Origin of the sequence: Paenibacillus sp. JJ-223 (assembly GCF_927798175.1) — a bacterium.
Taxonomy (GTDB): domain Bacteria; phylum Bacillota; class Bacilli; order Paenibacillales; family Paenibacillaceae; genus Paenibacillus; species Paenibacillus hubeiensis.
On record NZ_CAKMMP010000002.1, the window covers coordinates 164,030 to 188,679 of the forward strand.

Genomic DNA, 24,650 nt, shown 5'->3' on the forward strand with positions numbered 1-24,650 from the left:
TTCATCAGTCTGACTTCAGTATACAGGCAGAGCCCATGCAGGGGAACCTTGAATACCCTTTATTTTCGGGGTTTTCCTATAACGATTTTTTATAAAATCCATAAACCATGCACCTTCTTAAGAAGGTTGAAGTTTTCCGCCCTGCGGGCCGCTTCGCTTTCTTTCATCCTCCTGCCCGGATTTCTCCGCATGCTGCTCATGCTTGCCTGCCCGTTTCTTTTTGGGTCGAAGAAACAGAAACAACAGGATCGGAATCAAGACCTCAAACACTATGGCGATCCATGTCCATTCCCGCGTAAACCGGTAAAGCTGGACGGCGTTCCGGAAAAACCAAAACGCGCAAACAAACCCGAGCAGCGCAATCGGTCCGGTCAGCACTTTGCCGGATACCTTCGGAATCATCCGTTTGAGCCCCCAACATACAAAATACAGATCAAACGCGATTTTGGTAACCATGGCAGGCAGGGTCGCCGCGGCCAATGGCAAGTCAAACCGGTCCAGAAACTCGCTGATCTGCAATTGCCGTGCCAATTCGTAAGAAGGATACACCAACCGTGAGGCAATTTCCACGCCGATGGACGCAATCGTTTCAATAAGGATCAACATCATCAGCAAAACGGCCCATAACATTCCCCGAAAAGCAGGCTTGAATTTAAAGTCACTGCCTTTCATGACAAAGGGGAGCGCAACCATCTCGCCAAAAAAGGAAAAGATGTACCAAGTGCCTCTCCCCACGCCTGCCGCATCAACATCCAAATACGGCAGCAGATTGTTCAGGTCTACTTGCGGGGCAACCATAAACGGCACGATGACCGAATTGACCAGAAACAGCGTGACATACAGCTCTGACATTCCGATCAGTGATCCCAAACCGCCCCTCACGATAAAAACGGCCATCACGAGGATCGTTAGTGCAATAATCGAGATCGGGGTCGTTTCCAACAACGTTATGCTGACATAATCGCCGATCAAACGCAAATCCCTTGCGAAGACAAAAAGAAAAAACAGGATGTACAGCATACCCGTAACCCTTCCCCAAAAAGGATGCCGTTCCACCAGGGATTGAAACAAGTCCTTATCGGGAAAGCGGCGCATCATCCGGCTGATCAGCCAGAAGGATATCCCCATCACGACAAATGCGGGGATATAGGACAAGTAGGCATGTTGTTTGGCATAATAGATGGCTTGTGCATGAGGCTGAATTAACGTGCCGGTCATACTCATCAACATGACAAGCAGAAACAGCTGCCTCGGTTTCACTTCCTGGTTCATGGTACTCCCTCCCGTCTTCCATATGGATGCCCGTGTCGTATCCGCTTTTTAAGGCAAAGGAAGCCAGTGCTGAATAAGGTGGGCGATCCATACAGATACAAAAAACGTTTTTTTGAGCTGGATGACGTATAACCATATGCCTGTCGTAACAGCGATCAAACCATAGGAAAGCCAGCGGTTTACCGCCGCCGCTTGCCGCAGATGTTTGAAATCCATAAAAAGAACGGCGACGACCATGGCCAAATAGGTAAACAACAGCGGCTTAATCATGGATGATATCCTCCTCGACTACGCCAATCGGCTTGTTGACGATACCGACATTTTCAATGATAATGTGCGGCTCGACCTCAACCGTAATGTCCGGGTAGATATCTCTCCATCGGTCTTTGAGCTTGTCCCATTCTTTCGGATATTTACGATAGATCGCACGGCCCACCCCCAAAATATCGGCCCGATATTTTTTTTGAAGCAGCTGCACGCCTTCTTCAATATCCGCTTTCACTTTTTGATGGATCGCTTTATTTAAACTCATGATCTCGTTTTCCCTAAGATCACCGTAATTGGACTCGTTGTCCACGATGACGCCCTTTGCATACATTTGAATCTTAACGCTGACCTTTCCGTTGACCACATGGGGCCGCAAGGAAGAATTATTCTCGTTTAACTTGATGAAAATATCCCCCTTCCCGCGTGGCGCCTTAACCATGATCTCGGGTTCGTTGGCCTCGCCCATGGCCAAAATAAGCGCGTCTGCCGGAGCTTTGTCTATCATGCCTACCAGTTTATCCTTAATAAATATGGCAATTCCGTCCAGCTTGATGTTTGTTTTTACATTCTTCCAATTTTCAGGGACATTCTCAGTCACGGAAGCGACTGGCAGAAACGGATCGATCCCCTCGGCCAAAATGGAGTCGATAAACGTTTTGAGCGAACGCGGGTGCCGCATGTTCAGCAGACACAGCTCCCGTACCATTTCGGAAGGGAACTTTTCGATAGGGGCATCGGCATCCAGCACTTTATAAGCCGGCCCCCTCGTTACGATCGGCAAGGCCGAGAAACGGTTTAATGGATAACGGGTCAGCAAATCAAGCATGGGGGCAACCCCTTCCTTGGCAAGCTCCTCGCCGATCAGCAATGTACGGCGATGCGCATAGTACAGCCGTCTGGAAAGTGACTTCTGGCCTTCAAGCGACGTTCCGCGCAGCGTTTTGGCCGTATTGGACAGCATGAACCAGGACTTGTCACCGCTGGTGCCGCCTCCTCCCCCTTCGCTTCCCGTGGAACCGGCCTGGCCCGGAAGCGCAATCTGCAGGCTTGACCGATAGTTGTTATCCTCCCTGTCAATGGCTATGCCGATGACAAAAGCGATGTCGTTGATTTCCTCGCGATCCCAGCATCCCGAGAGGACAACGGTGAGCAGGAGCAACATTGCCATGGCACGCCGCTTATGCAAATTCAGCATGATCTCACCATCCTTCCTCCGACTCCGGTGACCCGTTGATATTTGGATTCATTCGCCTCTGATCGACATCAACCTTGGAAGGGCGACGAACCATTTTCCACCACGGCACACGCATCACGATATCCTTCGTATCCGATTTATGGTATGGGCTCAATCCGGACAAATACGGAACGCCAAAGGAAGTCATCTGCGTCAGATGCACGGAAATCAGCACAAGCCCGATAACGATGCCATATAGACCCAGCATACCTGCCAGCAGCATGATCGGAAACCGCAGCAAACGCACCGTGATCGCAAAGTTGAACCGGGGAATCGTAAATGACGCGATACCTGTCATCGATACGATAATGACCATGGGTGCAGACACAATGCCGGCCTGAACGGCAGCCTGCCCGATCACGAGCGCGCCCAGGATGCTGACGGCCTGTCCCACCGTTTTGGGCAGCCTGACCCCCGCTTCGCGCAATGCTTCGAAGGATAGTTCCATAATTAGCGCCTCCACCAGTGCGGGAAAAGGAATGGCTTCCCGGGCAGCGGCGATGCTCAGAATGAGCGTGGTCGGCAGCATGTCCTGGTGAAACGTCGTGATCGCGATATACAGCGCCGGAAGGAAAAGCGCAATGGCCACGAAAAGGAATCGGATCCAGCGGATGAGATTCGAAATGAAGAAGCGTTCGTAATAATCCTCGCTGGCCTGAAGCATCTGCCACATCGTGACCGGCGCGATGAGCGCAAACGGCGTTCCGTCCACAAAGATGGCAAATCTCCCCTCCAACAGATTGCCGGCAACCGTGTCCGGACGCTCGGTATAGTGCATTTGCGGGAACGGAGAAAAGGGATGATCCTCGATCAGTTCTTCGATATATCCGCTTTCGAGGATGCCATCGATTTTGATTTTGTTTAACCTTTCCTTCACATCCTTGATCAGCTTGGGATCGGCAATGCCTTCCAAATAGGTCAGCACCACATTGGTTTTCGTTTCGGTGCCCATCGTCATGCTCAGCATTTTCAGCGAGGATGTTTTTAATTTGAAACGAAGCAAGGCCGTGTTCACGCGAAGCGTCTCTGTGAACCCTTCCCTCGGTCCCCTGATGACGGACTCCGTCTGCGGTTCTTCAACGCCGCGGCGAACGCCCCCCTTTACATTGAACAACCAGCCTTCCTTGCTGCCGTCCACAAGCAGCAACACCGATGACTCCAGAAGCCCGTCAGTGGCTTCCGCCCAGGAATCTACCTTTTTGATCTGGGTCAATGCGATTCGCGTGTCGTCCAGAGGCGCTTCCGGCTCATTGGTCCGATCTTCCACCAAGCCTCGAATGAGCGGACGCAGCATATGTTCCTGAATGTCCGAGGAATTGACGATGCCCTCGATGTATACCAGCAATCCTTGCACGTCGGGCGAAATCATGACGTTTCGGAAGACCACGTCCGAGGCATCCGAAAAGATCTCTTTAAGCGCCTCCAGATGGCTCTCATGGGTCGCACCGATGGGCTGCCGGACAAAAGGCGGGGCGGGCAATCCCAATGGAATGTGTTTTTTATTTTGAGAATTGGGGAAAGAAGGTCCTCCCTCCGTTTTGTTTCCAGCCATGTACCGTCCCTCCGTTCTCGAATCTATACACGGTAGCTTGTGCCAGCATAAACGGAATTATGTGTCAATTTTCAAAATGGTGAAATAACAATGCGGTCCATAGGATGTGAACTACAGAAGAACAAATAAAAGGCCACCCGAGTTTGTGTACTCGGATGACCTCTATGTAAAAACGGTGTAAAGGAAACCTTAATGGGTGGGTCTAAGACAATGGACTCATTGCACGTTGGCATCCACTTCCTTGATCATCTCTTGCAAAGATTCGAGCCCGCCGCCGGACAGATACCAGTAGTTTGGATCAAGGTATACGATATGACCTTCCTTGAAGGCATTTGTGTTTTTCACCAGATCGTTCTCGATGACCTGCTTGGCCGGAACGGCTTCTCCCTGGCCGGAAACGACCGCGCTGCGATCCACGACAAACAAATAATCCGGATTTTTCTCCATCACGTATTCAAAGGAAACGCTCTGTCCGTGCGTGGACACCTCAATATTTTCATCGGCAGGTTTGAAGCCGAAGACGTCATGAATTACGCCGAACCGGGAACCGGCGCCATATGCGCTCAATTTACCTTCGTTCGTCAGTACGACCAGCGCGTTTTTGCCTGAAGCCTTCACTTTATCGTTCAGCGCTTTAATCGAGGCTTCGATGGAGGAGATGGCTTCTTCAGCCTCTTTTTCCTTGCCGAAAATTTGACCAAGCGTCGTTACGTTCCCTTTCAGGCTGTTCATGTAATCGGCATTGTCCACGGCCATGTAGATGGTAGGGGCAATGTCGCTCAATTCCTCATACGAATCCTGCAAACGCCCCGAAATGATGATCAGGTCCGGTTTCAAGGCATTGACCGCCTCAAAGTCGGCCTCTTTCAGCCCGCCCACGTTGGCGTATTTGCTCTCATCGTTATATTTGGACAGATACGGGGGAACGCCCTCCTGGGGAACGCCCGCAACTTCAACGCCCAATTGGTCCAGCGAATCCAGAACTCCGTAATCGAAGACAACGACCTTTTGCGGATTTTTTTTCACGGTCGTCTCGCCCAGCATATGTTTGACCACGATCTCTCCATCCGTTTCAGCAGGTGTCGAAGCCTGGGTTTCCGTCCCGGACGCATTCCCCTGTCCCGCATTCTCGGCTGATTTCGCTCCACCACATGCCGCCATCACAACAGACAGCGCAAGCAACAACGTGAATAACCATACATTTTTCATTCGTGAACACCTCTCGCCTTTCATTGTGAATTATGAAAAATAAACGCAAATTTTACGTCCGTCAATCCATTGCACGGGAATGTGCATATCGTAAACCTCTCTCAACACTTCCGTGTCAATGATGTCTTCGGTCCTGCCCTCCTGCACAACTCGCCCATCCTTAAGCGCGACGATATGATCCGAATAACAGGAAGCAAAGTTGATGTCGTGAATGACAATGACGACCGTTTTGCCCAGTTCATCGACCATCCTGCGAAGCACCTTCATAATTTGTACGGAGTGCTTCATGTCCAGATTGTTGAGCGGTTCATCCAGCAGCACGTATTCCGTGTTCTGAGCGATGACCATCGCAATGTAAGCACGCTGCCGCTGGCCGCCGCTCAGTTCATCCAGATACTTTTTCTGAAACGGCCCCAAATCCATATAATTGATCGCTTCCTGAATATGCAGCCTATCTTCTGGCGTAAGCCTCCCTTGCGAGTACGGAAAGCGTCCAAAAGCAACCAGATCTTCTACGGTCAGCCGGATATTGATATGGTTGGATTGCTTCAGCACCGATATTTTTTTGGAAAGCTCCTTGCTTTTCCAGGTCCCGAGCTCGCGCCCCTCAATAAGCACCTGGCCGGAATCCTTCTCAATCAATCTCGTAATCATGGATAACAGCGTGCTTTTCCCCGCACCATTCGGGCCGATGAACGAAGTGATCTTGCCTTTGGCGATGTTTATGGAGACATCATCCACTACCCGGACTCCGCCGTATTGTTTTGTGACATTTCTGACTTCTATCACGACTTATTCTCCTTTAGCAGCAAATAGATGAAATAGACACCGCCGATAAAATTGATAATGACGCTCACTGTAGTGGCAAAGGTAAATACTCTTTCAACGATCAGCTGCCCGCCGACCAACGCTACGATCGAGATCATCACGGAGCCCCACAGCAGCACGATATGCCTATGGGTTCTGAATACTTGATGGGCCACGTTCGCCACAAGCAGGCCTAGGAACATGATCGGACCGACAAGCGCGGTAGAGATGGATACCAGCACCATGACAACCAGCAGCAGACGTTTGACGATCCGAGCATAGTCCACGCCCAAGTTCACTGCATGATCTTTGCCGAGCGACAAGACGTCGAGGTATTTGTTGAATCGTCTAGCATAAAGTAGAATCAGCACGATCGCCGCCATGGAAATGATCAGCAGATCGGTATTGACGTTATTGAAGCTGGCAAACATTTTGCCCTGCAGCACCAAAAACTCATTGGGATCGATCAAGACTTCCATGAATGTGGACATGCTCTGAAACAACGTGCCGAGAATCAAACCTACCAACAGCAGCAGGTAGATGTTTCGCCCTCTCTCCCTGCGGAACATGAACTGATGCAGCAGCAGGGAGAACAGCACCATCAGTGCAACCGATACGGCAAAGTTGATATTTTGGTTGATGAAGCTGATATGTGCACTGCCAAACACAAATACCGCAAAGGTTTGGAACAGCATATACAGCGAGTCCAGACCCATAATGCCCGGTGTAAGAATGCGATTGTTCGTGATCGTCTGAAAGATGACCGTGGAGTAGGCAATGCACGCCCCGGTGAGCGCGATCGCCAATATTTTTTTCCCTCTCCGAGGCAAGATGTAATCCCAGTTCCCGCCTGCCTGGATGGTCATAAACACCGCAACCAGAATGACTGCTGCCGCGACCAGCAAAATAAACTTCCACGTGTTAGCCGTAAATTTCATGTTCATGATGCATACGCCTTTCTTCGAAGCAGCAAATACAGGAACAATACGCTGCCGACCACGCCTACCGTCAGACTGATGGACAGCTGATACGGATAAATGACGAGTTGTCCCAGAATGTCGCAGACCAGCACAAAAATGGCGCCAAGCACCGCCGTATGCGGCAAAGTACTGCGGAGATTGTCCCCCTTGTACAGGGTGACGATGTTCGGCACGACCAGCCCCAAAAACGGAATCGTTCCTACCGTGATGATCACGACAGCCGACACCATCGCAACCAGAATGAGTCCGATATTCACAACTCTCCGATAAGCAAGCCCCAGATTGGTGGCGAAATCTTCTCCCATGCCCGCCAGCGTAAACCGGTTGGCAAACAGGTAGACGATCACCAGCAGCGGGATGCTGATATAAATCAACTCATACCGGCCTTTCATGATGGTCGAGAAATCTCCCTGCAGCCAAGAGGAGATATTCTGGATGAGATCATTTTTATAAGCAAAAAACGTCGTGATCGAGCTCATGATATTCCCGAACATCAGGCCCAGAAGCGCAATGTAGACGGTATCCTTGAATTTGACCCGCTCCAGAATACGCATGAAAATGAAGGTGCCCGCCAAGGCAAAAACAAAGGCCACCAACATTTTTTGCAAAGGAGAAGCGCCCGGGAACCACATCAACGTGACGAGAATGCCGAGCCGTGCCGAATCCATCGTTCCCGCCGTCGTAGGCGAGACGAACCGGTTCCGTGTGAGCTGCTGCATAATCAGTCCGATGACGCTCATGCTGACCCCGGCGACAAGGATGCTGATCAGGCGCGGAATCCGACTGACCTGCAGCACTTGCAGCTGTACAGCATTCAGGTCAAATAAATCCCAAGGCGCAATATCTGAATTGCCGATAAATATGTACGCGAAAGACAAAACCAGCAGTATGACCAGCATGTACCTCAACTTCATCTCTCTTACAGACCCCTCGCTTATAGCCGTAAAACGGAAGTACCCCTTCTTGCAGCCAATTTTCATCTGTTTGATTCTTATGATAATGATATTCATTATCGACATTGTGATTATATTAATTTTTATTAAATTGATTGTCAACCCACTTCATCGTCCTGAACAGGTTGGAAATTGCGCAAAAAAAAGAAAACAACCTGCCGAAGCAGGTTGTTTTCTGCCATATCCTGTACGTTTCACTCCATATACGCTTCAAACTAAAACATCAACGGTGTCCTGAACCGGACTGCCTTGAGAAAAGCTGGTCCAGCGCAAGAAATCGGCTGCCTGTGAATAACAAGGCAAGCGAACTTGCCAGCAGCGTATATTCCAGCTCCGTTCCGCCCAGAAACGGCGCATCCGCCTTGGCCATGATCAATGCTCCGGCCGTTACGGCAATGAACAGCGCAGCAAATACGCGGGTGCCCAGGCCTAGAATCACGGCTGCTCCGCCTGCGAGTTCAATGATGGCCACAACGGAGGCAAGGTATCCAGGAACGCCAAGACTTTCGAAGAAGCCTACCGTATTGCTGATACCGCCTTCGAACTTGCTCCAGCCATGCAATGCAAAGACCGCTCCTATGGCGATCCTCAGAAAAAACAATCCGATTTCCACACTTCTACTATTCAAGTTTCATCTTCCTCCTTCCATTCGGGGTGGGCTGAACCGGAAATGGTCAGCCAATCGACCACACAAACAGGACCGATAACATAAGAATGGCGGTCGCGGACACCAGTACCGCAAATCGCGGCAGCGTTAGCGCAACCTCCTGTTCGGGATCGAGCAGCCTCGAAATTCGAACGTTCACCGATACATCGGCAAACGACGATTGTACCGACATGTCTCTGACTCGCCATGACTCGGGACAGGCACGTATCAATTTGAGCAGCGCGCTCCCAATGCCGGCAACGTTCCCGGTGCGCCTGATCGCTTCGTTATCCGCCAATATTTCCCGGACGATGCCGTAATGTTTCGCGACATGCTTCAAAACGGGAAGATAAGGCATCATGCTGGCAAATACGGTCAGCAGCGTCGTTTTGAGCGGGTCGCGATGCCAGAGATGATGAAGCTCATGATAAACGACTGCCTCCTCTTCATCGTTATCCAGCATGTTCAGAAGGCCTGTCGACAAAACGATGCGCGGCCTCCACAGCCCGATAGTGAACGCGAGCGGAGCCTTTTCGGCCACTACGATAAATCCGGTCTGCCCCACATGTTCGTATTTGGTTTGCAGGCTGCGTGACCATCCTTTATCCTCGATCCTCCATAACCTTTTCATCGCTGCCCGTGTCTTCATCAACCGATGAACCAAAAGCCACCCCGTGCCCGCAAATGTTATGATCGCCAATCCGACAAGCACATGGCCCACCCATGTCCAACCCATTCGGCTCATCCAATGATTGCACAGCCAGAGCAGGTTAAACGGCATGTCCCATCCAAACATTTTGTACAGCAGGTACATCGACATCTGAAGGAACACAAGCAGTGGAATGCCGAGCCCAACGGCGAACAGCAGCTTCGAACGCGCCGCCCACATGTCAGTTGTTCTCCTTTTTCCACTCTTTGATCTTCTGTTCCAGCCGTTCGATCAAGCTTGCATCCACATCCTCCAACGCATCCAGCATATGGTTTACGGCCAAGGCCCCGAACTCGTCGACCAGTTCATGCGAAAGCTCCTTCGATTGGTCATTCATGAACTGTTCCTTGCTCTGCACCGGATGGTACAGCGAAGTTCTGCCTTTCTGCGATTTGCTGAGCAATCCCTTGTCCACAAGCCGGTTCATCACCGTCATGACCGTGTTGAAGTTGACGTCCCGATCCTGTTCAAGCGCCGTTTGCACCTCACGGATACTGCTGCCAGGGCGACTCCACAGCACATCCATGATTTTGGCCTCCAGTGGACCAAAGAAACGATTCAATCCACGTTCTCCCACTTTGAAATTGAGTATTTTCATGATCCGACACCCCTCACACTACCCATTGTAGTTTCGTATAGCAGGAAGTCAACCTTTATATCACGAGTTGGTTGTGATTATTTTGAAAAATGCAGTAATTCCTTCCATTCCTCTGGCGCAAAAAATACGGCGCTCAGTTCGTAAGATAAAAAAAAGCAAATGCCGCCTTTTAAAGCGGCATTTGCTTCATTCCATCCCCTTTAGGGATCGTGATCATTATAGGTAGGCTCGATTAATCTTGTTGCCCTGTCGGCATATGGGCGGAAATATCTACGCCAAGCCCATGGGCAAGTCGACCACCCAATTGCGCGTCCGCCCGGAAGAAATGACACAGTGCACGCATCTGGATCTGCACAGGAACTCCCTTAAGGTCATTTACAAGATTGCTCAAGAGATTCTGTTGCTCTTGTGGCGTATACGAACGGAACAGCTCGCCAGCTTGTGTGTAATCATCCGTCTTTTCAATCCGTTCCCGAGTCACGTTCCCTTGCAGCGGCGCCTCGCTATCCCGATACGCCGGATCTTCCTTCGGAGTATCTTCATAGCTGTTCGGCTCGTAGTTTACCGGAGACGGGTTCTGGTTCACGTTCATCAGACCGTCGCGCTGGTAATTGCGAACCGGAGCGTAGGGGCAATTCACCGGAATTTGCATATAATTCGGTCCCAATCTGTGCCGCTGCGTATCCGGATAAGAAAACAGGCGGCCCTGCAGCAATTTGTCTTCGGAAGGTTCGATTCCCGGAACCACCACGCTTGGAGAAAATGCAGCCTGCTCCACTTCGGCAAAGAAATTTTGCGGATTGCGATTCAAGGTCATCGTTCCTACGGGACGGAACGGGATGACATCCTCCGGCCATGTTTTAGTCGGGTCCAACGGGTCAAAGGCGAAATTGTCCATCTGCTCCGGCGTCAACAGCTGCACCATGAGCCTCCACTGAGGGAAGTCGCCATTTTTGATGTGATCGTACAGGTCGCGGGTCGCATGGTTGAAATCCTGCCCCTGCACTTGCGCGGCCTCTTCACGGGAGAACGTGCGAACGCCTTGCAACGACTCCCATTTGTATTTGACATAATGAACCTTGCCCTCTGCGTTGATCCATTTGAAGGCATGCACGCTGAATCCGTCCATTTGCCGGTAGTTGGCCGGCGTGCCGAGATCGGAGAATAACCAGGTAAGCATATGCGTGGATTCGGGCGATAGCGTCATGAAGTCCCAATACCGGGACGGGTCCTGGATGTTCGTATCCGGGGCCGGCTTAAGCGAATGGACCATATCGGGGAACTTTATCGCATCCCGGATGAAGAACACCGGCAAGTGATTGCCCACGATGTCGTAGTTCCCTTCCTTCGTATACAACTTCACGGCAAAACCGCGCGGGTCACGCGCCGTCTCCGGCGAACCCGTGCCATGGATGACCGTGGAGAAACGAACCAGCACCGGTGTCTCGGTACCCGGCTCCTGCAGGAAATCCGCCTTCGTGAATTCCTTCATGCTCTCTTCCAGCCTGAATACGCCATGGGCTCCTGCACCTCTGGCATGCACGACGCGTTCCGGAATCCGCTCCCGGTCAAAGTGAGCAATTTTCTCGATCAGGTGGTAATCCTCCAACAATGTGGGGCCCCTTCTCCCTGCGGTGCGCGAGTTTTGGTTGTCTCCTACCGGTGCGCCTTGGTTGGTGGTCAAACGTTCTGTCATATCATGCTCCTCCTTATTCAGTCATTATCATGTGGGGTATGCCACGCCATGGGTGTATATCAAATTCATATGCAAATGGGTCGCATTTGAATGTACATTTAGACTAGATCTAACTGTTAAATCGATTCTAACATGTACCCTATCGGCTTGCATGAGATTCGCATGAGTTTACGATGAGATTTGGGCGTTCTTCATGAATGAAACATGAGCATGGATATGGGCAAAAAAAAGAGCGGACTAATCCGCCAGGCGGTAGCCCACTCCTCTTACCGTTACAATATATTGCGGGGAAGCCGCGTTATCCCCCAGCTTTTTGCGCAAGCTTTTGATATGCACATCCACCACGTTGCTTCCTCCGGTAAAGTCCGTTTCCCAAATGTCGCTGAGCATTTCCTCGCGAGAGATGACCGCGCCTTTGGCATCGATGAGCTTCACCAGCAAATCGTACTCCGTTTTCGTCAAATGAATGCGGGTGTTATCCCGCTGCACGCTCATCTTCTCTCGATCCAGCCATAAATCCTTGAAGCCGATGCGATGATCCTCCTCCGGCAAAAACGCGCGTTTGGGCAATACCGGACTATTGCCGATCATGCGCTGTACGCGGTAAAGCGCCTCCTGCGGACGGGCCGGCCAGACCAGCAATTCCTCCTGCAGCATTGGCCCGCTGGCGTTGCCGATCATATTTTCCCCAACCAGGTACAAACAAGGCGTAACATGTTCCGCCTCGCGGTTCAAGCGGCTGCTGATGCCGGCAAAAGCATCGATGGTTCCAGCCACGGACAGATCGTAGATCAACAGGTCAAATACAAGACGTTCATGCAGATCCGGTTCCCACCGGTGAAATACCAGCACATCAAAGCAGCTGTCGGTCAGTGCTTTGACGAGTTCATGCACCTGGCCCGGCATCGGGCTAATCAGAATGACGCGCCGCGTAACGGGGCATGCCTCTACCATAGGCACTTGTTCGGACAAAGCCGGCTTGACCCGCAGCGGCAAACGGCGACCGGACAGCTTTATTTTCACTTGCCCCGTTTGTTCCTGCATTCTTCGCAGACACCTCCAAAGACCACGTGAGCATGGTCGATTGCATACCCGGTTTCGTCGGCCACCTGCTTCAACCATTCGGGTGGAACCACGGTCATGACTTCATCCACTTTGCCGCACATTTCGCACATAATATGTTGGTGGTCATCCATCCGGGCATCGTAGCGGCTTGCCGCTTCTCCCAGCTTCAGCTCGCGAATCAGTTCCTTCTCGGTCAAATACCGCAGCGAGTTATACACCGTGCCGTAAGCAAGGTTATATCCCTGCTCCACCAATCGGTTCATGACGTCCGCCGCAGTCGGATGATCTTCCGAGTGGCGAACCACATCGTAAACAGCCTGTCGTTGTATCGTCAAATTTAACGTTCTCACAGCCATTCTCCTTTACTCTATCCATTCAAACCGCCCAAAGTTCACATAACTTCAAGCGGCCATTATATTATTTTGAATCATCATAATCAATTTCAATTTAGATTAAGTATAAATCTTTATATACAAAAAAGTCAACAAAGCCTCCGTTTTCGGTAATCCCTGCCCTTTTTCAACGTTTTTCACCACCATCCGCCTCTATATCGCGGGATAATATGGTTCGCCACCAGCCCTTTTTTCATATAGAATAAAAGAATGTGCGCTGAGAGGAGGAGAGTTTGTTGATAAGCACTTTTTTCGTAAATGTCTGTGTCATGATCACCTTTATGTACATATCGGGAATCCTTGCTAAATTTTATGGTATTCGCATTTCCGAGCCTTCGATCCGTACCCAGCTCATCGGAGGCCTATTGTTCGGAATCTATGGCACGGTGCTTATGAACTACTCTTTCCCTTTGAACGAAACAACCATCGTTGATCTGCGCCATCTTGCCGTCGTTACCGCTGCCGTATATGTCGGCGGCATGGCTTCAGTTGTGTCCGGGCTTGTCATTGCCTTGCTGCGCATCGTCTTGTTTGGCGTGTCCTCTTCTGCCATCGACTCGGCTTTTGTCTTGACGATCATCGGACTGACGGGCGTATATTTCCATTATGCCTCCTGGGCCAGATTAACCAAAATCATAACCATGAACCTGCTGGGCATGTCGCTCATCTTTATTATCCTGATCATGAACACGTCAAGCATGAATTCGTTGATGAAAGTGTATCCGCTGCAGATGGCCATCTCCTTTATCGGGGGATTGTTCATTTATGTCATCGCGGAATTTATCAATAAATCGAATGAACTGCTGTTCCAATTGGAACGGCGGGCCTCCACGGACCATCTGACCAACCTGGGCAACCGCAGGCAGTTCGAAAAATCGCTGGAACTCCAGCTTCAGCAAGCCAGGCAGCATAACCAATATCTCTCGCTTCTCGCCATCGACATCGACCGTTTCAAAAAAATAAACGACAGCTACGGCCATAGTTCAGGGGACGCCGTATTGAAGCAAATCGGGCAATTGCTCCTGAACCAGGCGAGGCCGACCGACCTCGTTTCACGAAACGGCGGCGAGGAATTCGCCGTATTGTTGATAGACTGCAATGCACATCAGGCCATGGCCATTGCGGAGCGCATCAGGCATGCCGTCGAAAAATACGTATTCGCCCTGCCTGACGGCAGCACCGTTCGCCTCACCGTGTCCATAGGCGTTGCCGTCTTTCCGGATCATTGCGACGAATACGATGACAACGACCTCTTCGAACACGCGGACCGTGCATTGTATGAGGCCAAAAATACCGGCCGGAACAGAGTATGCTCCATTCCGAAGCCGATCGAACTGCAAACCGGCGAGTGCTGACCCGCCCGACTGAAACAAATATGAAGGGATACCCCGAGACTGGCGCTCGGGGTATCCCTTTTTCGATCGTTTAGAGGCCGATCACGCCTTTATGCGCAAATCAGGCCAAAATGCGTTCAATTTCGCCGATGATTTCCGCGTCCAGTTTGATGCCTGAAGCTGCCGCGTTTTCTTTGACCTGTTCAGGACGGCTTGCTCCCACGAGCGCGCTGGACACGTTACTTTGGCGCAAAATCCAGGCCAAGGCCAGCTGCCCCACTTTGATCTCCAGTTTGTTCGCAAGCTCGATGAGCCGATTCACTTTGGCGATCTTGTCGGCATTGATTTTGCCTTCGTCCCAACCCAGCTTCGCAGCCCGGCTGTTCTCCGGAATGTCGGATACGGATGTGTATTTGCCCGTCAGCAAGCCTTGAGCCAACGGCGAATATACTACTTGTCCGATGCCTTTGCGCTCGCCGAGCGGAATGATCTCTTTCTCAATGTAACGATCAAACATGTTGTATACGGGTTGGTTCACAACGATATGATCCAGCAGCAAACGATCTGCCGTGCCCAGCGCGGCCTCCATCTGCGCTGCCGTCCACTGGCTGACGCCCACGTACAGCACTTTGCCATGACGCACGAGATCATCGAGTGCACGCAGCGTTTCTTCGATCGGCGTCTCCTCGTGATAGCGGTGGCAATAATATATATCTACATATTCAGTTCCTAACCGTTTCAGGCTGGCCTCGCACTGCTCCATGATGTGCTTCCGGGACAAGCCCTGGTCATTGGGGCCGTCGCCCATTTTGCCGAACACCTTGGTGGCCAGAACGTATGAATCGCGTGGACGTGCCTTTAGCGTCTGTCCAAGCAGCTCCTCTGCCGCTCCGCGCTCATACACATTCGCTGTATCGAAAAAGTTAATGCCCTCATCGAATGCGGTTTCAATGGAGCGAACCGCGTTCTCGCGTTCCACATACCCGCCATATGTCAGCCAGCTGCCAAGGCTGATCTCGCTTACTTTAAGTCCGCTTTTGCCCAGTCTGCGATATTCCATTGATTCTACATCCTCCTCATGCAATAGGTTATGGATAAAGTTCCCTTTCCATTTTACCGCACATTGCGCAAATAAACAGTCCAAAGTTGTCCATGAACCCAATAGGGTCATGTTCATGGGCGGCATCCATCTTCAAATTCGAAATTTTTTTATCCGTGCAGCGATGGGGAATACGGCTCCCGAGGGCGAGACAGTGTGATCATCCTCACACCCAAAAAGCCTATATATAGTTTATAAATAGGTAATGTTCATCTATATCTAGTATTCAACGACATAACTTTATAGATCAATGGATTATGGGAGGAATTTTGATATGAGTACGCTTGAACGCGTTGCCCCGCCGTCCCCGGACCTGCTGTCCGATCTCGGGCGGCGAATCATCGGTGCGGAGGATGCGGATACACTTCGGGAAAATGCCAACCTCAATGGCGATTCCTTCAGCGGAAAAATGAGCAGGCTCGGTTCGGAAACGGCGAAATGGCATGCCATGCGCCACGTACTGCCCCGGGAGCTGTCCGAAGCGGTGGAGAACGGCGATCTGTACGTGCACGATCTGGACCAATACGCGCTTGGAACGACGAACTGCATATTCATTCCGTTTGACCGGCTGCTCGCTTCCGGTTTCAACACGGGCAACGGCTCGGTGCGTACTCCGCAAACGATCATGTCGGCCATGGCGCTGGTTGCGATCATTTTCCAGTCCCAGCAAAACAGCCAATACGGCGGCGTCTCGGCCAACAAAATCGACTGGGACCTGGCGCCTTACGTACAGCGCTCCTTCCGCAAGCATTACCGCAAAGGACAGCGGCTGTTCGGGGAACAGGCCGCGATCGGGGACGAGCAGCTGCATCTGGATAGCGAGCAGGCACAGCGCGCCTGCCCGAAAGCCTATGCGTTCGCCTGCGAAGAAACGGAGCAGGAGACGGGACAGGCCGCCGAGTCGCTGATCCACAATCTGAACACGATGAGCAGCCGGGCCGGCGGGCAGATTCCGTTCACGTCGCTCAACTACGGGCTGTGCACGTCCGCCGAGGGCCGCCTCGTTTCCCGGTCGCTGCTGGAAGCGACCATCCGCGGGCTGGGGAACGGCGAGACGCCTGTGTTCCCGCAGCATATTTTCCAGTGCAAGCAAGGCATCAACCAGGCCGAAGGAGAGCCGAATTACGATCTGTTCCGGCTCGCGATCACCTGCTCGTCACGGCGGATGTATCCCAATTTCGTCAATGTCGATGCCTCCTTCAACTTGCCGTATTACCGGCCGGAGGACCCCGATACGATCATTGCAACCATGGGCTGCCGGACGCGCACGCTGGCCGATCGTTTCGGGCGCAACCGCCAGAGCGGCAAAGGCAACCTGTCCTTTAATACGATCAATCTCGTTAAATTGGGCATTCGCTTCGGCATTTGCCAGGGCACTCGGGCCGTCGCCGACCGCAGCGGATTCTATGAGGCGCTCGACTCCGTTATGCGCAATGCGGTTCGCGGGCTGCTGCACCGTTACCGCATTCAGACCGGCCAGCCCGCCAAAGCGTCGGACTTCATGATGCGGGAAGGCGTATGGGAAGGCGGCGAACGCCTTGCGCCGGATGAACCGGTGGCCGACCTGCTGAAGCACGGTACGTTGTCCGTCGGTTTCATCGGGCTTGCGGAATGCATGACGGCGATGTATGGCCGCCATCATGGACAGGACCCGAGCATCCACCAGGAAGCGCTGAACGTCATCCGCACGATGCGGGAGTTCTGTGATCGCATGAGCGACGCCCATAACCTGAATATTACGTTGTTCGCAACACCTGCGGAGGGCCTTTCCGGCAAATTCACCAAAATCGACCGGGCCAACTATGGCCTGATCGAAGGCATCAACGATCGCGAATACTACACCAACTCGTTCCACGTTCCGGTCTACCACGCGTTGCCGGCCTATCGCAAAATCGAACTGGAGGCTCCGTTCCATGCGTTATGCAATGCCGGAGCGATCTCCTATATCGAGTTGGACGGCAATGTACGTGCCAACACGACCGCGTTTCAACGCATCGTGCAATTTGCCCTTGCCCAGGATATCGGCTACTTCTCCATCAACCACCCGATCGACCGCTGCACAGGATGCGGTTATGAGGGGGTCATCGGCGCAGTTTGCCCAGGCTGCCAGGCCCATGAGGATCAGGTACATATCCAGCGCTTGCGCCGGGTGACCGGTTACCTGACCGGGGACTATAAAGTGCGCTTCAATGCCGCGAAGCAGGCCGAGGTCCGGGATCGGGTGAAGCATAAATGAACCTGTTCGGCTATATCCCCGAATCGGTCAATGAGGGACCGGGTCTAAGGGCCGTACTGTTCATCAGCGGATGCCGCCATGCCTGCCCGGGCTGCTTCAGCCCGGACTCTTGGAGCTTTCGGGCAGGAGAGCCTTTTACGGCAGAGCGGCAGCGGCAGATTTTGCAGGAAATCGCGGACCATCCGCTGCTGGAAGGAGTTACGTTATGCGGCGGCGATCCTTTTTTCTCCGCAGCGGAATGCAGCGCATGGGTACGTGAGCTTCGTACTGTCAGGCCGGACCTTAGCGTGTGGGCGTATACCGGATTCGTCTACGATGAACTGATCGCCGACCCGGCAAGAGCCGAGCTTGCCCGGCTGTGCGATGCGATCATCGACGGCCCTTATCTGGCCGCAGAACGGGACATTTCGCTGCCTTACCGCGGCAGCCGAAATCAACGGATCATTGACGTAAAAGCCACCTTGGCCAGCAATCACATCGTTATAATGCAGACGGATGCATTGTAACGGTGTTTTTTTGTTTAATTATTGCATTGGCATAGCACCATTGATCCGCCCTGAACGAAACCAACCCCGACAGCTGAAACATTTTGGGCAAAAGACTGGTTACGCCGGAGGAACGGTAAGGACGGCAAAAAGGCAGAGCCCCTGACTGCAGGAGCTGCTGCCTTTTTGCCTCGGCATATGACGCCTTGATGATGAATAACTAAAAATTCGGTTATCGGATTTCGAAATAACTGATCCGCACACCGGCGGACAGCACAATGTATACATCGCGTTGGCCGGAAGCGCCTTGAAGCTCTGCCTTCAAGGTAGACCATTGCTGCGCTCCGCCCTTGGAAGCCTCCGCGCGTCCGGCAAGCGGGCCGTCCGGAGCATCCAGACGAACTTCGATTGCCGCATGGTCCAGCTCTGCCGATACGCGTGCTTCGAATGCGGCCGCACCGTTGCCCAGATCGGCATCTTTGAAGGCAATCCATCCCTGCTCGCCCGTAACACGTACGGCAGTGCCGCCTTCCTTGCTTTCATCCAGATCCACGCCGGCATATGCATCGTAATTTTCCGCACGGGTTGCTGCAGCCAGGTTGCGCGGAGGAATCGTTTCGCCATCCACGCTCAGATCGGCAACCAGCTGAATATCGGATGAGGATTTACCTACCATAATGGAGTAAGTCCCCGCCTCTACTACATAACGGTCCCGGGTTACATCCCAAATGGCAAGTTCCTGAACAGGCAGCGTGAAGCTGACTTTCACGGTAGCTCCAGCTTCGACATGAAGACGACGGAAGCCTTTGAGCGTTTTGAGCGGGCGTTTCACGCGCGATTGGCCGGCACGAACATACAGCTGCACCACTTCGTCGCTCGCCACGGACCCGGTATTCGTCACGTCCACCGTAACGGTTACGTTCTCTTCCGTTCCCGCACTTGCCGGGCTCAGCGCCAGGTTACTGTATTTAAACGGAGCATACGTCAGACCATGACCGAACGGATACAATACGTCTCCCTCGAAATACTGGTACGTTCTTCCGGATTGGATGATATCGTAATCTTTGATGTCAGTCAGTTGGTCGGCGGATTTCACCCACGTCATGTTCAGGCGGCCTGCCGGCGCATAGTCGCCATACAGCACGTCAGCGACGGCGTTGCCCAACTCCTGTCCGGCATGGGATGTGTACAGCACCGCTGGAATGTTCTCCTGTACCCAGTTCGAAGTGAACGGATAACTGCCCACAATGACCACGATGGTGTTTGGATTTGCCGCATGTACAGCCTCCACAAGGCGCTGTTGGGATTCTGCAAGATCCAGACCGGGACGATCAATCTCTTCCTTGCCGTTCACGAGCGGATTGTTGCCCACGAACACGATAGCCGTTTCGGCTTCTTTCGCGGCGGCGACCGCTTCCTCCAAACCGTTCACGACGATCTCTTTCTTAAACGTTTGTTCCGCACCAAACGTCTTGATTTCTTCCGACACGGCGAAGGCATCCTGGCCGCCATTCGGCGCAGTGACCGTTTTGCCGTTCCATGTCGTGAGGCCAACGCTGCCATCCTCTTGAGGCAACAGATGGAATACCTCTTTGACGAACCAGCCGTAAACTTCGTCCGCAGAAGCGGTTACTGTCTCTTCATCCGTGGTGAGGTATTTGCCGTTGCTCTCCGCCTGCAGCGTATAGCTGCCAAAGCCCCAATCGGTAAGCTTGAACGTTTCCGCTTGGCCGGAAGCGATGACAGGCGTTTTTTCCCCGTCTGCCAATCCTACGGCCTTGCCGTTTGCAATCGATGTCAGCGTGATCCGGTCGTCCCCGTCTTTGTACGTAACGTTGTCGATGCCGATTTTGCCCTGGATGGCTTCAAGCGGGGATACGCTGTAAGGCATCGTTCCTGCATACCAGTCGCGGTAAACCGTTCCGCCAAGCTGTCCGATGACGGCAACCTTGCCGGACTTGGTTTTGTCCAGCGGCAGCGTGCCGTTATCGTTTTTGAGCAACACCACTTGTTCTCTTGCCGCTCTGAGCGTCAATGCTTTGGCTTGCTCGGTCATCATGGCTTCTTCGCCGATGGAAGCGTACGGGTTGCCTTCGGCCGGATCGAACTCGCCCAGGCGGAAACGAACGCGGAACGTGTTAAACAACGCACGGTCGATATCTTCCATAGTCAGCAAACCTTGCTCAAGCCCTTCGCGCAGCGCTTGTTTGGACAAATCCGCATCATCGGTAATGCTGTCGATGCCTGCCTTTACGGACTCCACCGTACCCGGTGTGTGGGAATCATAGTATTTATGATCGTTCTTGATGCCCATAACGTCCCCTGCATCACTGACGATAAAACCGTCCATGCCCCATTCGCCTTTGACGATCTCGTTCACGAACGGATGGAGCAGCGCCGGCGTGCCGTTAATGGAGTTGTACGCCGTCATCATCGACTGTGCGCCGCCCTCCTTGAACGGTTTCTCAAATGCTTTCAAGTAATATTCGTGCATATTGCGCGGATCAATGCTGGAGGAACCGCTGCCGCGATCCACCTCATTGTTGTTGGCCAAAAAATGCTTCAGCGTGGCAACCGCTTTATAATACTTCGGGTGGTCTCCCTGAATCCCTTTGACTAACGCTGTCGTCAGTTCCGCCGTCAGTTCAGGGTCTTCGCCGTAAGCTTCTTCGTTGCGTCCCCAGCGCGGATCGCGTTCCATGTCGACGGTAGGCGCCCACAGCGTCAAGCCGTTTACCGCCGGGTTGCGTTTGTAAAATACGCGTGCCTCATCGCCGATCACCGAACCGATCTCTTTCATCAGGTCGGTATCCCATGTGCAGGCCAAGCCTACCGGCTGCGGGAAGGAAGTCGCTTCGCCGAGCCATGCCAAGCCGTGGGCCGCTTCTGTCCCATGTTTGTACGCAGCGATGCCGAGGCGTTCGACGGCAGGCTGATACTGCAGCATGGATTCGATTTTCTCGTCGTCGGTGAGACGGGATACCAGGTCTTTAACCCGTACATCCAGTTCAAGCGTCGTATCCTGGAAAGGATATTTGGTCTGGTTGGTCATATCGGAAATCTCCTTTTAAATAGCCATAATTAATCAAATTATGATAGCGAATACATTAACAATCTCCAATGAAGCTGTTACCACTCTGTTTTTTTGGTTTATAAAAATGGAGAATACCCCCTATTTACAAGGGATATCGTCTTGCCAGCTTTATAAGAACCTATTTACTAAAACGGTTTCGGTATTCCTATCATAAAACATGTTCGTTAAAAAAAACAGGGGGCGCATCCAGGAAAATGTGAACATTGCCCACAGGATATCCGCTTTGATCGTTTTTTTCCTAAATCGAATGGCAATCATGAATAAATGTGAGACCAGAATCACCAAACAGGAGGAAACCGAATGAACAGCAAACAGCATCCCCCTACCAGACTGCCTGAATTTCCTAACTCGCTCTGGAGAAGCACGCATACATTCCCGACCTTTCCGACGCTTGAAGAGGATGCAACCGCAGACGTTGCGATCATCGGCGCAGGAATTGCCGGCATAACGACCGCCTATTTGTTGGCCCAGTCGGGACTGAGCGTCATTGTGCTCGAAGCAGGCAAAGTACTGGACGGGACGACGGGACATACGACCGCCAAGGTGACGGCGCAGCACGGAGTGGTCTATAACGAGCTGCTGCAGCACTTCGGACATGAACAGGCACGCATGTATTACGACGGCAATACGGAGGCCATCCGTTGGATGCGAGCCTTGGTCCAGGAGAAACAAATCGATTGCCAATGGGCTGAAGAAGATGCTTATGTGTACATTCAATCCGAGGACAATTTGAAAAAGATGGAGTTTGAGCTGACCGCCTACGACAAGCTGGGGATTTCCGGCGATTGGGTCTCCTCCCTTCCCGTATCGGTCCAATCCAGGGCCGGCATACGCATGCCGGGGCAAGCGCGCTTCGATCCGTTGGCGTACTTGCATTATTTGCTCGATGAAGCCGTGCAAAATGGCGTCCGCTTCTACGAAAAAACCACGGCAACGGACGTGGAGGAAGATGCGTCCCTGCATGTGCGGACTTACAGCGGTTCGTCCGTCACCGCCCAGCATATCGTCGTGGCATCCCATTTTCCCGTATATGATCCGGGCTTTTATTTCACACGCCTGCATGCCGAGCGCTCCTATGCCATTGCAGTCGAGCCCGGGAAGCCATACCCCGGAGGCATGTACATTTCGGACGACGAACCCAGACGTTCGCTCCGTGCGGTCATGCATGAAGGCAAGGAGCTCATCGTGTTCGGGGGAGAAAACCACAAAACGGGCCAAGGCATCTGCACCTTCGGCCATTATGAAAATCTGGAACGTTTCGCGGAGGATACGTTCGGCATCGTCAGCATTCCTTTTCGCTGGTCGGCCCAGGACCTGGTCTCGATCGACAAGGTACCTTACATCGGCCCAATTACAGGGCGACATGAGCGCGTATACGTCGCTACCGGGTTTGCCAAATGGGGCATGACGACTGGTACGATGGCTGGCCATATCCTTGCCGACCGCATCACCGGACGGGACAATCCCCATGCGGCCATATTCGATCCCGCACGGTTCAAGGCCGATCCCGGATTGAAAAACATCGTGGTCGAAAATGCCAACGTCGCCAAAGAGCTGATCTCCGGCAAGGTTGGCCTGACACATGCCACCGCTGACCAGTTGGGGACTGACGAAGGATCCGTCGTCCGTCACCAAGGCAAACGCGCCGGAGCTTACAAGGATCACAGCGGCAAGCTGTTCCTTGTAGATACGACCTGTACCCACCTCGGCTGCGAGGTGGAATGGAATGAAGGCGAGCGTACATGGGATTGCCCGTGCCATGGTTCGCGATTTGATTACACCGGCAAAGTCATCGAAGGCCCTGCCACGCAGGACCTGCCCGCACTTGAAACACCGCAATAACGTTTGAATACGGCATCGGCTTTAAGGACCTGGATCGAAATCCGTCTCAGGGCGGAGGATATCGATTCAGGTTTGCCGTATGCTGTTTTAGGGGGAACCCGCACTGCCTCTCAAAAGATGTTTACATTCGTAAAATCATGTTCCAGAGCCCATTTTAATTCACTATCTTGCATTATACAGTACCTGATGGTATCATTGTTTCTGTACTACTGAACATTACACAATAGTAAAAAAACATCGAATTCAAGGAGGGACCTGCGTGAACGTGAACATCCAGTTCAAAAAGGGAGTTCTGGAACTGTGCGTCCTGGTGCTGATTCATCGGCAGGACCGTTACGGCTACGAACTGGCACAGGCGGTCTCCAGACATATTGAAGTAGCTGAAGGCGCGTTATACCCGCTATTGCGCAGACTCGTCAACGAAGGCTACTGCACCACTTATCTGCAGGAATCGAGTGAAGGTCCGCCCCGGAAATATTATAAGCTGTCCGATGCAGGACGCGACTACATGAGGACGCTCTCGAGCGAATGGAACGAATTCGTGCGCAATGTGGCAAATTTATTGGAAGAAGGGAACCTGAATGAATAGACAACAATTTATGCAGGCGATGGAGTTTCATTTAAGGCCGATGGATCCGTCGGAACGCAATGAACTGTTATCGGACTATGACCAGCATTTCGAGCAGGGGCTTCAGGAAGGAAAAGCCGAAGAAACGATCGTGTTCGAACTCGGTCAGCCCGAGGAACTCGCGCGTGAGGCGCTGGGCGACCGTTATGCGGCCGCGCCGTCAGCGCCAGGCTATGATCATTTTGACTATCCACCCCCGCCTTACGGATCGCCGGCCCGACATCAGAGCAGCAGCGCGGCACGCACCCTTTTTACAGGCATCGGACTGATTTTTCTGAATCTCATTCTCGGCATTCCTCTCGGCGCCACCCTTTGGTCCATCTGGCTGGCCATTGCCAGCCTGTCACTGCTTATGCTGGCTCCCATCGCTGCAGCAGTCGACTTCGTTTATTTCAATCATCTGGAGATGGCCGAAATTTTCGTAGCCGTTGGCGTATGCGGCATAGGCATGCTGTTTGCGCTGGCAGCCAAATGGTTGTTCAACGGATTTGCCGCCACAACAGCCGGGTACATCCGCTGGAACCTTAAAACATGGAAAGGAGGGGCTTAATC

At 52.4% G+C, this 24,650-nt stretch carries 22 protein-coding genes; 6 read left to right on the forward strand and 16 right to left on the reverse strand.

What is annotated here, in order from left to right; genetic code table 11:
• Positions 1-117: 117 nt before the first annotated feature.
• The 14 genes from L6H98_RS04300 to L6H98_RS04365 form a co-directional block, all read right to left on the reverse strand.
• Positions 118-1,272, reverse strand: coding sequence for an endospore germination permease (locus L6H98_RS04300; RefSeq protein WP_236413174.1), 1,155 nt, complete (start codon positions 1,270-1,272; stop codon positions 118-120).
• Between the two features lie 48 nt (positions 1,273-1,320).
• Positions 1,321-1,542: a hypothetical protein gene (locus tag L6H98_RS04305; RefSeq protein WP_236413175.1), complete on the reverse strand. Its 222-nt coding sequence runs from the start codon at positions 1,540-1,542 to the stop codon at positions 1,321-1,323.
• The gene (locus tag L6H98_RS04310) at positions 1,535-2,734 is read right to left on the reverse strand and encodes a Ger(x)C family spore germination protein (RefSeq protein WP_236413178.1); all 1,200 of its coding nucleotides are present in this window, start codon (positions 2,732-2,734) and stop codon (positions 1,535-1,537) included. The genes L6H98_RS04305 and L6H98_RS04310 overlap by 8 nt, the downstream gene beginning before the upstream one ends.
• A gap of 4 nt (positions 2,735-2,738) precedes the next feature.
• Positions 2,739-4,325 (reverse strand): spore germination protein, encoded by a 1,587-nt coding sequence (locus L6H98_RS04315; RefSeq protein WP_236413179.1) that lies wholly within the window; start codon positions 4,323-4,325, stop codon positions 2,739-2,741.
• A gap of 216 nt (positions 4,326-4,541) precedes the next feature.
• The gene (locus tag L6H98_RS04320) at positions 4,542-5,534 is read right to left on the reverse strand and encodes a siderophore ABC transporter substrate-binding protein (RefSeq protein ID WP_236413181.1); all 993 of its coding nucleotides are present in this window, start codon (positions 5,532-5,534) and stop codon (positions 4,542-4,544) included.
• Positions 5,535-5,564: 30 nt separating this feature from the next.
• A complete protein-coding gene (locus tag L6H98_RS04325; protein ID WP_236413183.1) occupies positions 5,565-6,323 on the reverse strand; it encodes an ABC transporter ATP-binding protein in 759 nt (252 codons plus the stop codon).
• The gene (locus L6H98_RS04330; protein ID WP_290371415.1) at positions 6,320-7,285 is read right to left on the reverse strand and encodes an iron chelate uptake ABC transporter family permease subunit; all 966 of its coding nucleotides are present in this window, start codon (positions 7,283-7,285) and stop codon (positions 6,320-6,322) included. The genes L6H98_RS04325 and L6H98_RS04330 overlap by 4 nt, the downstream gene beginning before the upstream one ends.
• Positions 7,282-8,235 carry an ABC transporter permease gene (locus L6H98_RS04335; protein WP_236413185.1) on the reverse strand — a complete coding sequence of 318 codons (954 nt, stop codon included), beginning with the start codon at positions 8,233-8,235 and terminating at the stop codon, positions 7,282-7,284. The genes L6H98_RS04330 and L6H98_RS04335 overlap by 4 nt, the downstream gene beginning before the upstream one ends.
• A 262-nt stretch (positions 8,236-8,497) precedes the next feature.
• The gene (locus L6H98_RS04340) at positions 8,498-8,902 is read right to left on the reverse strand and encodes a DoxX family protein (RefSeq protein WP_236413187.1); all 405 of its coding nucleotides are present in this window, start codon (positions 8,900-8,902) and stop codon (positions 8,498-8,500) included.
• Positions 8,903-8,948: 46 nt separating this feature from the next.
• On the reverse strand, positions 8,949-9,809 hold the full coding sequence (locus L6H98_RS04345; protein WP_236413189.1) for a M56 family metallopeptidase: 861 nt from the start codon (positions 9,807-9,809) through the stop codon (positions 8,949-8,951).
• Position 9,810: 1 nt separating this feature from the next.
• Entirely contained in the window at positions 9,811-10,227 is a 417-nt protein-coding gene (locus tag L6H98_RS04350; protein WP_236413190.1) for a BlaI/MecI/CopY family transcriptional regulator, read from the reverse strand.
• Between the two features lie 232 nt (positions 10,228-10,459).
• Positions 10,460-11,923, reverse strand: coding sequence for a catalase (locus L6H98_RS04355; protein WP_236413191.1), 1,464 nt, complete (start codon positions 11,921-11,923; stop codon positions 10,460-10,462).
• Positions 11,924-12,160: 237 nt separating this feature from the next.
• Positions 12,161-12,967 (reverse strand): winged helix-turn-helix domain-containing protein, encoded by an 807-nt coding sequence (locus L6H98_RS04360; RefSeq protein WP_236413192.1) that lies wholly within the window; start codon positions 12,965-12,967, stop codon positions 12,161-12,163.
• Positions 12,943-13,338: a transcriptional repressor gene (locus tag L6H98_RS04365; RefSeq protein ID WP_236413193.1), complete on the reverse strand. Its 396-nt coding sequence runs from the start codon at positions 13,336-13,338 to the stop codon at positions 12,943-12,945. The genes L6H98_RS04360 and L6H98_RS04365 overlap by 25 nt, the downstream gene beginning before the upstream one ends.
• Positions 13,339-13,616: 278 nt before the next feature.
• On the opposite strand from L6H98_RS04365, the gene L6H98_RS04370 reads away from it, so the two are divergent.
• Entirely contained in the window at positions 13,617-14,735 is a 1,119-nt protein-coding gene (locus tag L6H98_RS04370) for a diguanylate cyclase (RefSeq protein WP_236413194.1), read from the forward strand.
• A gap of 100 nt (positions 14,736-14,835) precedes the next feature.
• Here the strand turns inward: L6H98_RS04370 and L6H98_RS04375 are convergent, their stop codons facing one another.
• Complete coding sequence (locus L6H98_RS04375; RefSeq protein ID WP_236413195.1) at positions 14,836-15,774, reverse strand: aldo/keto reductase family protein; 939 nt, start codon at positions 15,772-15,774, stop codon at positions 14,836-14,838.
• A 313-nt stretch (positions 15,775-16,087) separates the two neighbouring features.
• Here L6H98_RS04375 and L6H98_RS04380 point away from each other — a divergent pair, with 313 nt between their 5' ends.
• Positions 16,088-18,049, forward strand: coding sequence for an anaerobic ribonucleoside triphosphate reductase (locus tag L6H98_RS04380; RefSeq protein WP_236413196.1), 1,962 nt, complete (start codon positions 16,088-16,090; stop codon positions 18,047-18,049).
• Positions 18,046-18,555 (forward strand): anaerobic ribonucleoside-triphosphate reductase activating protein, encoded by a 510-nt coding sequence (gene nrdG / locus L6H98_RS04385; RefSeq protein WP_236413197.1) that lies wholly within the window; start codon positions 18,046-18,048, stop codon positions 18,553-18,555. The genes L6H98_RS04380 and nrdG overlap by 4 nt, the downstream gene beginning before the upstream one ends.
• 211 nt (positions 18,556-18,766) lie before the next feature.
• Here nrdG and L6H98_RS04390 read toward each other — a convergent pair whose 3' ends face one another.
• Positions 18,767-21,586, reverse strand: coding sequence for a glycoside hydrolase family 3 C-terminal domain-containing protein (locus tag L6H98_RS04390; protein WP_236413199.1), 2,820 nt, complete (start codon positions 21,584-21,586; stop codon positions 18,767-18,769).
• Positions 21,587-21,928: 342 nt separating this feature from the next.
• Between L6H98_RS04390 and L6H98_RS04395 the strand changes: the two genes are divergently transcribed.
• The 3 genes from L6H98_RS04395 to L6H98_RS04405 all read left to right on the forward strand — a co-directional run bounded on the left by L6H98_RS04395 (position 21,929) and on the right by L6H98_RS04405 (position 24,648).
• A complete protein-coding gene (locus L6H98_RS04395) occupies positions 21,929-23,470 on the forward strand; it encodes an FAD-dependent oxidoreductase (RefSeq protein WP_236413201.1) in 1,542 nt (513 codons plus the stop codon).
• Positions 23,471-23,729: 259 nt separating this feature from the next.
• Positions 23,730-24,059 (forward strand): PadR family transcriptional regulator, encoded by a 330-nt coding sequence (locus L6H98_RS04400; protein WP_236413203.1) that lies wholly within the window; start codon positions 23,730-23,732, stop codon positions 24,057-24,059.
• A complete protein-coding gene (locus L6H98_RS04405) occupies positions 24,052-24,648 on the forward strand; it encodes a DUF1700 domain-containing protein (protein WP_236413204.1) in 597 nt (198 codons plus the stop codon). The genes L6H98_RS04400 and L6H98_RS04405 overlap by 8 nt, the downstream gene beginning before the upstream one ends.
• Positions 24,649-24,650 lie beyond the last annotated feature (2 nt).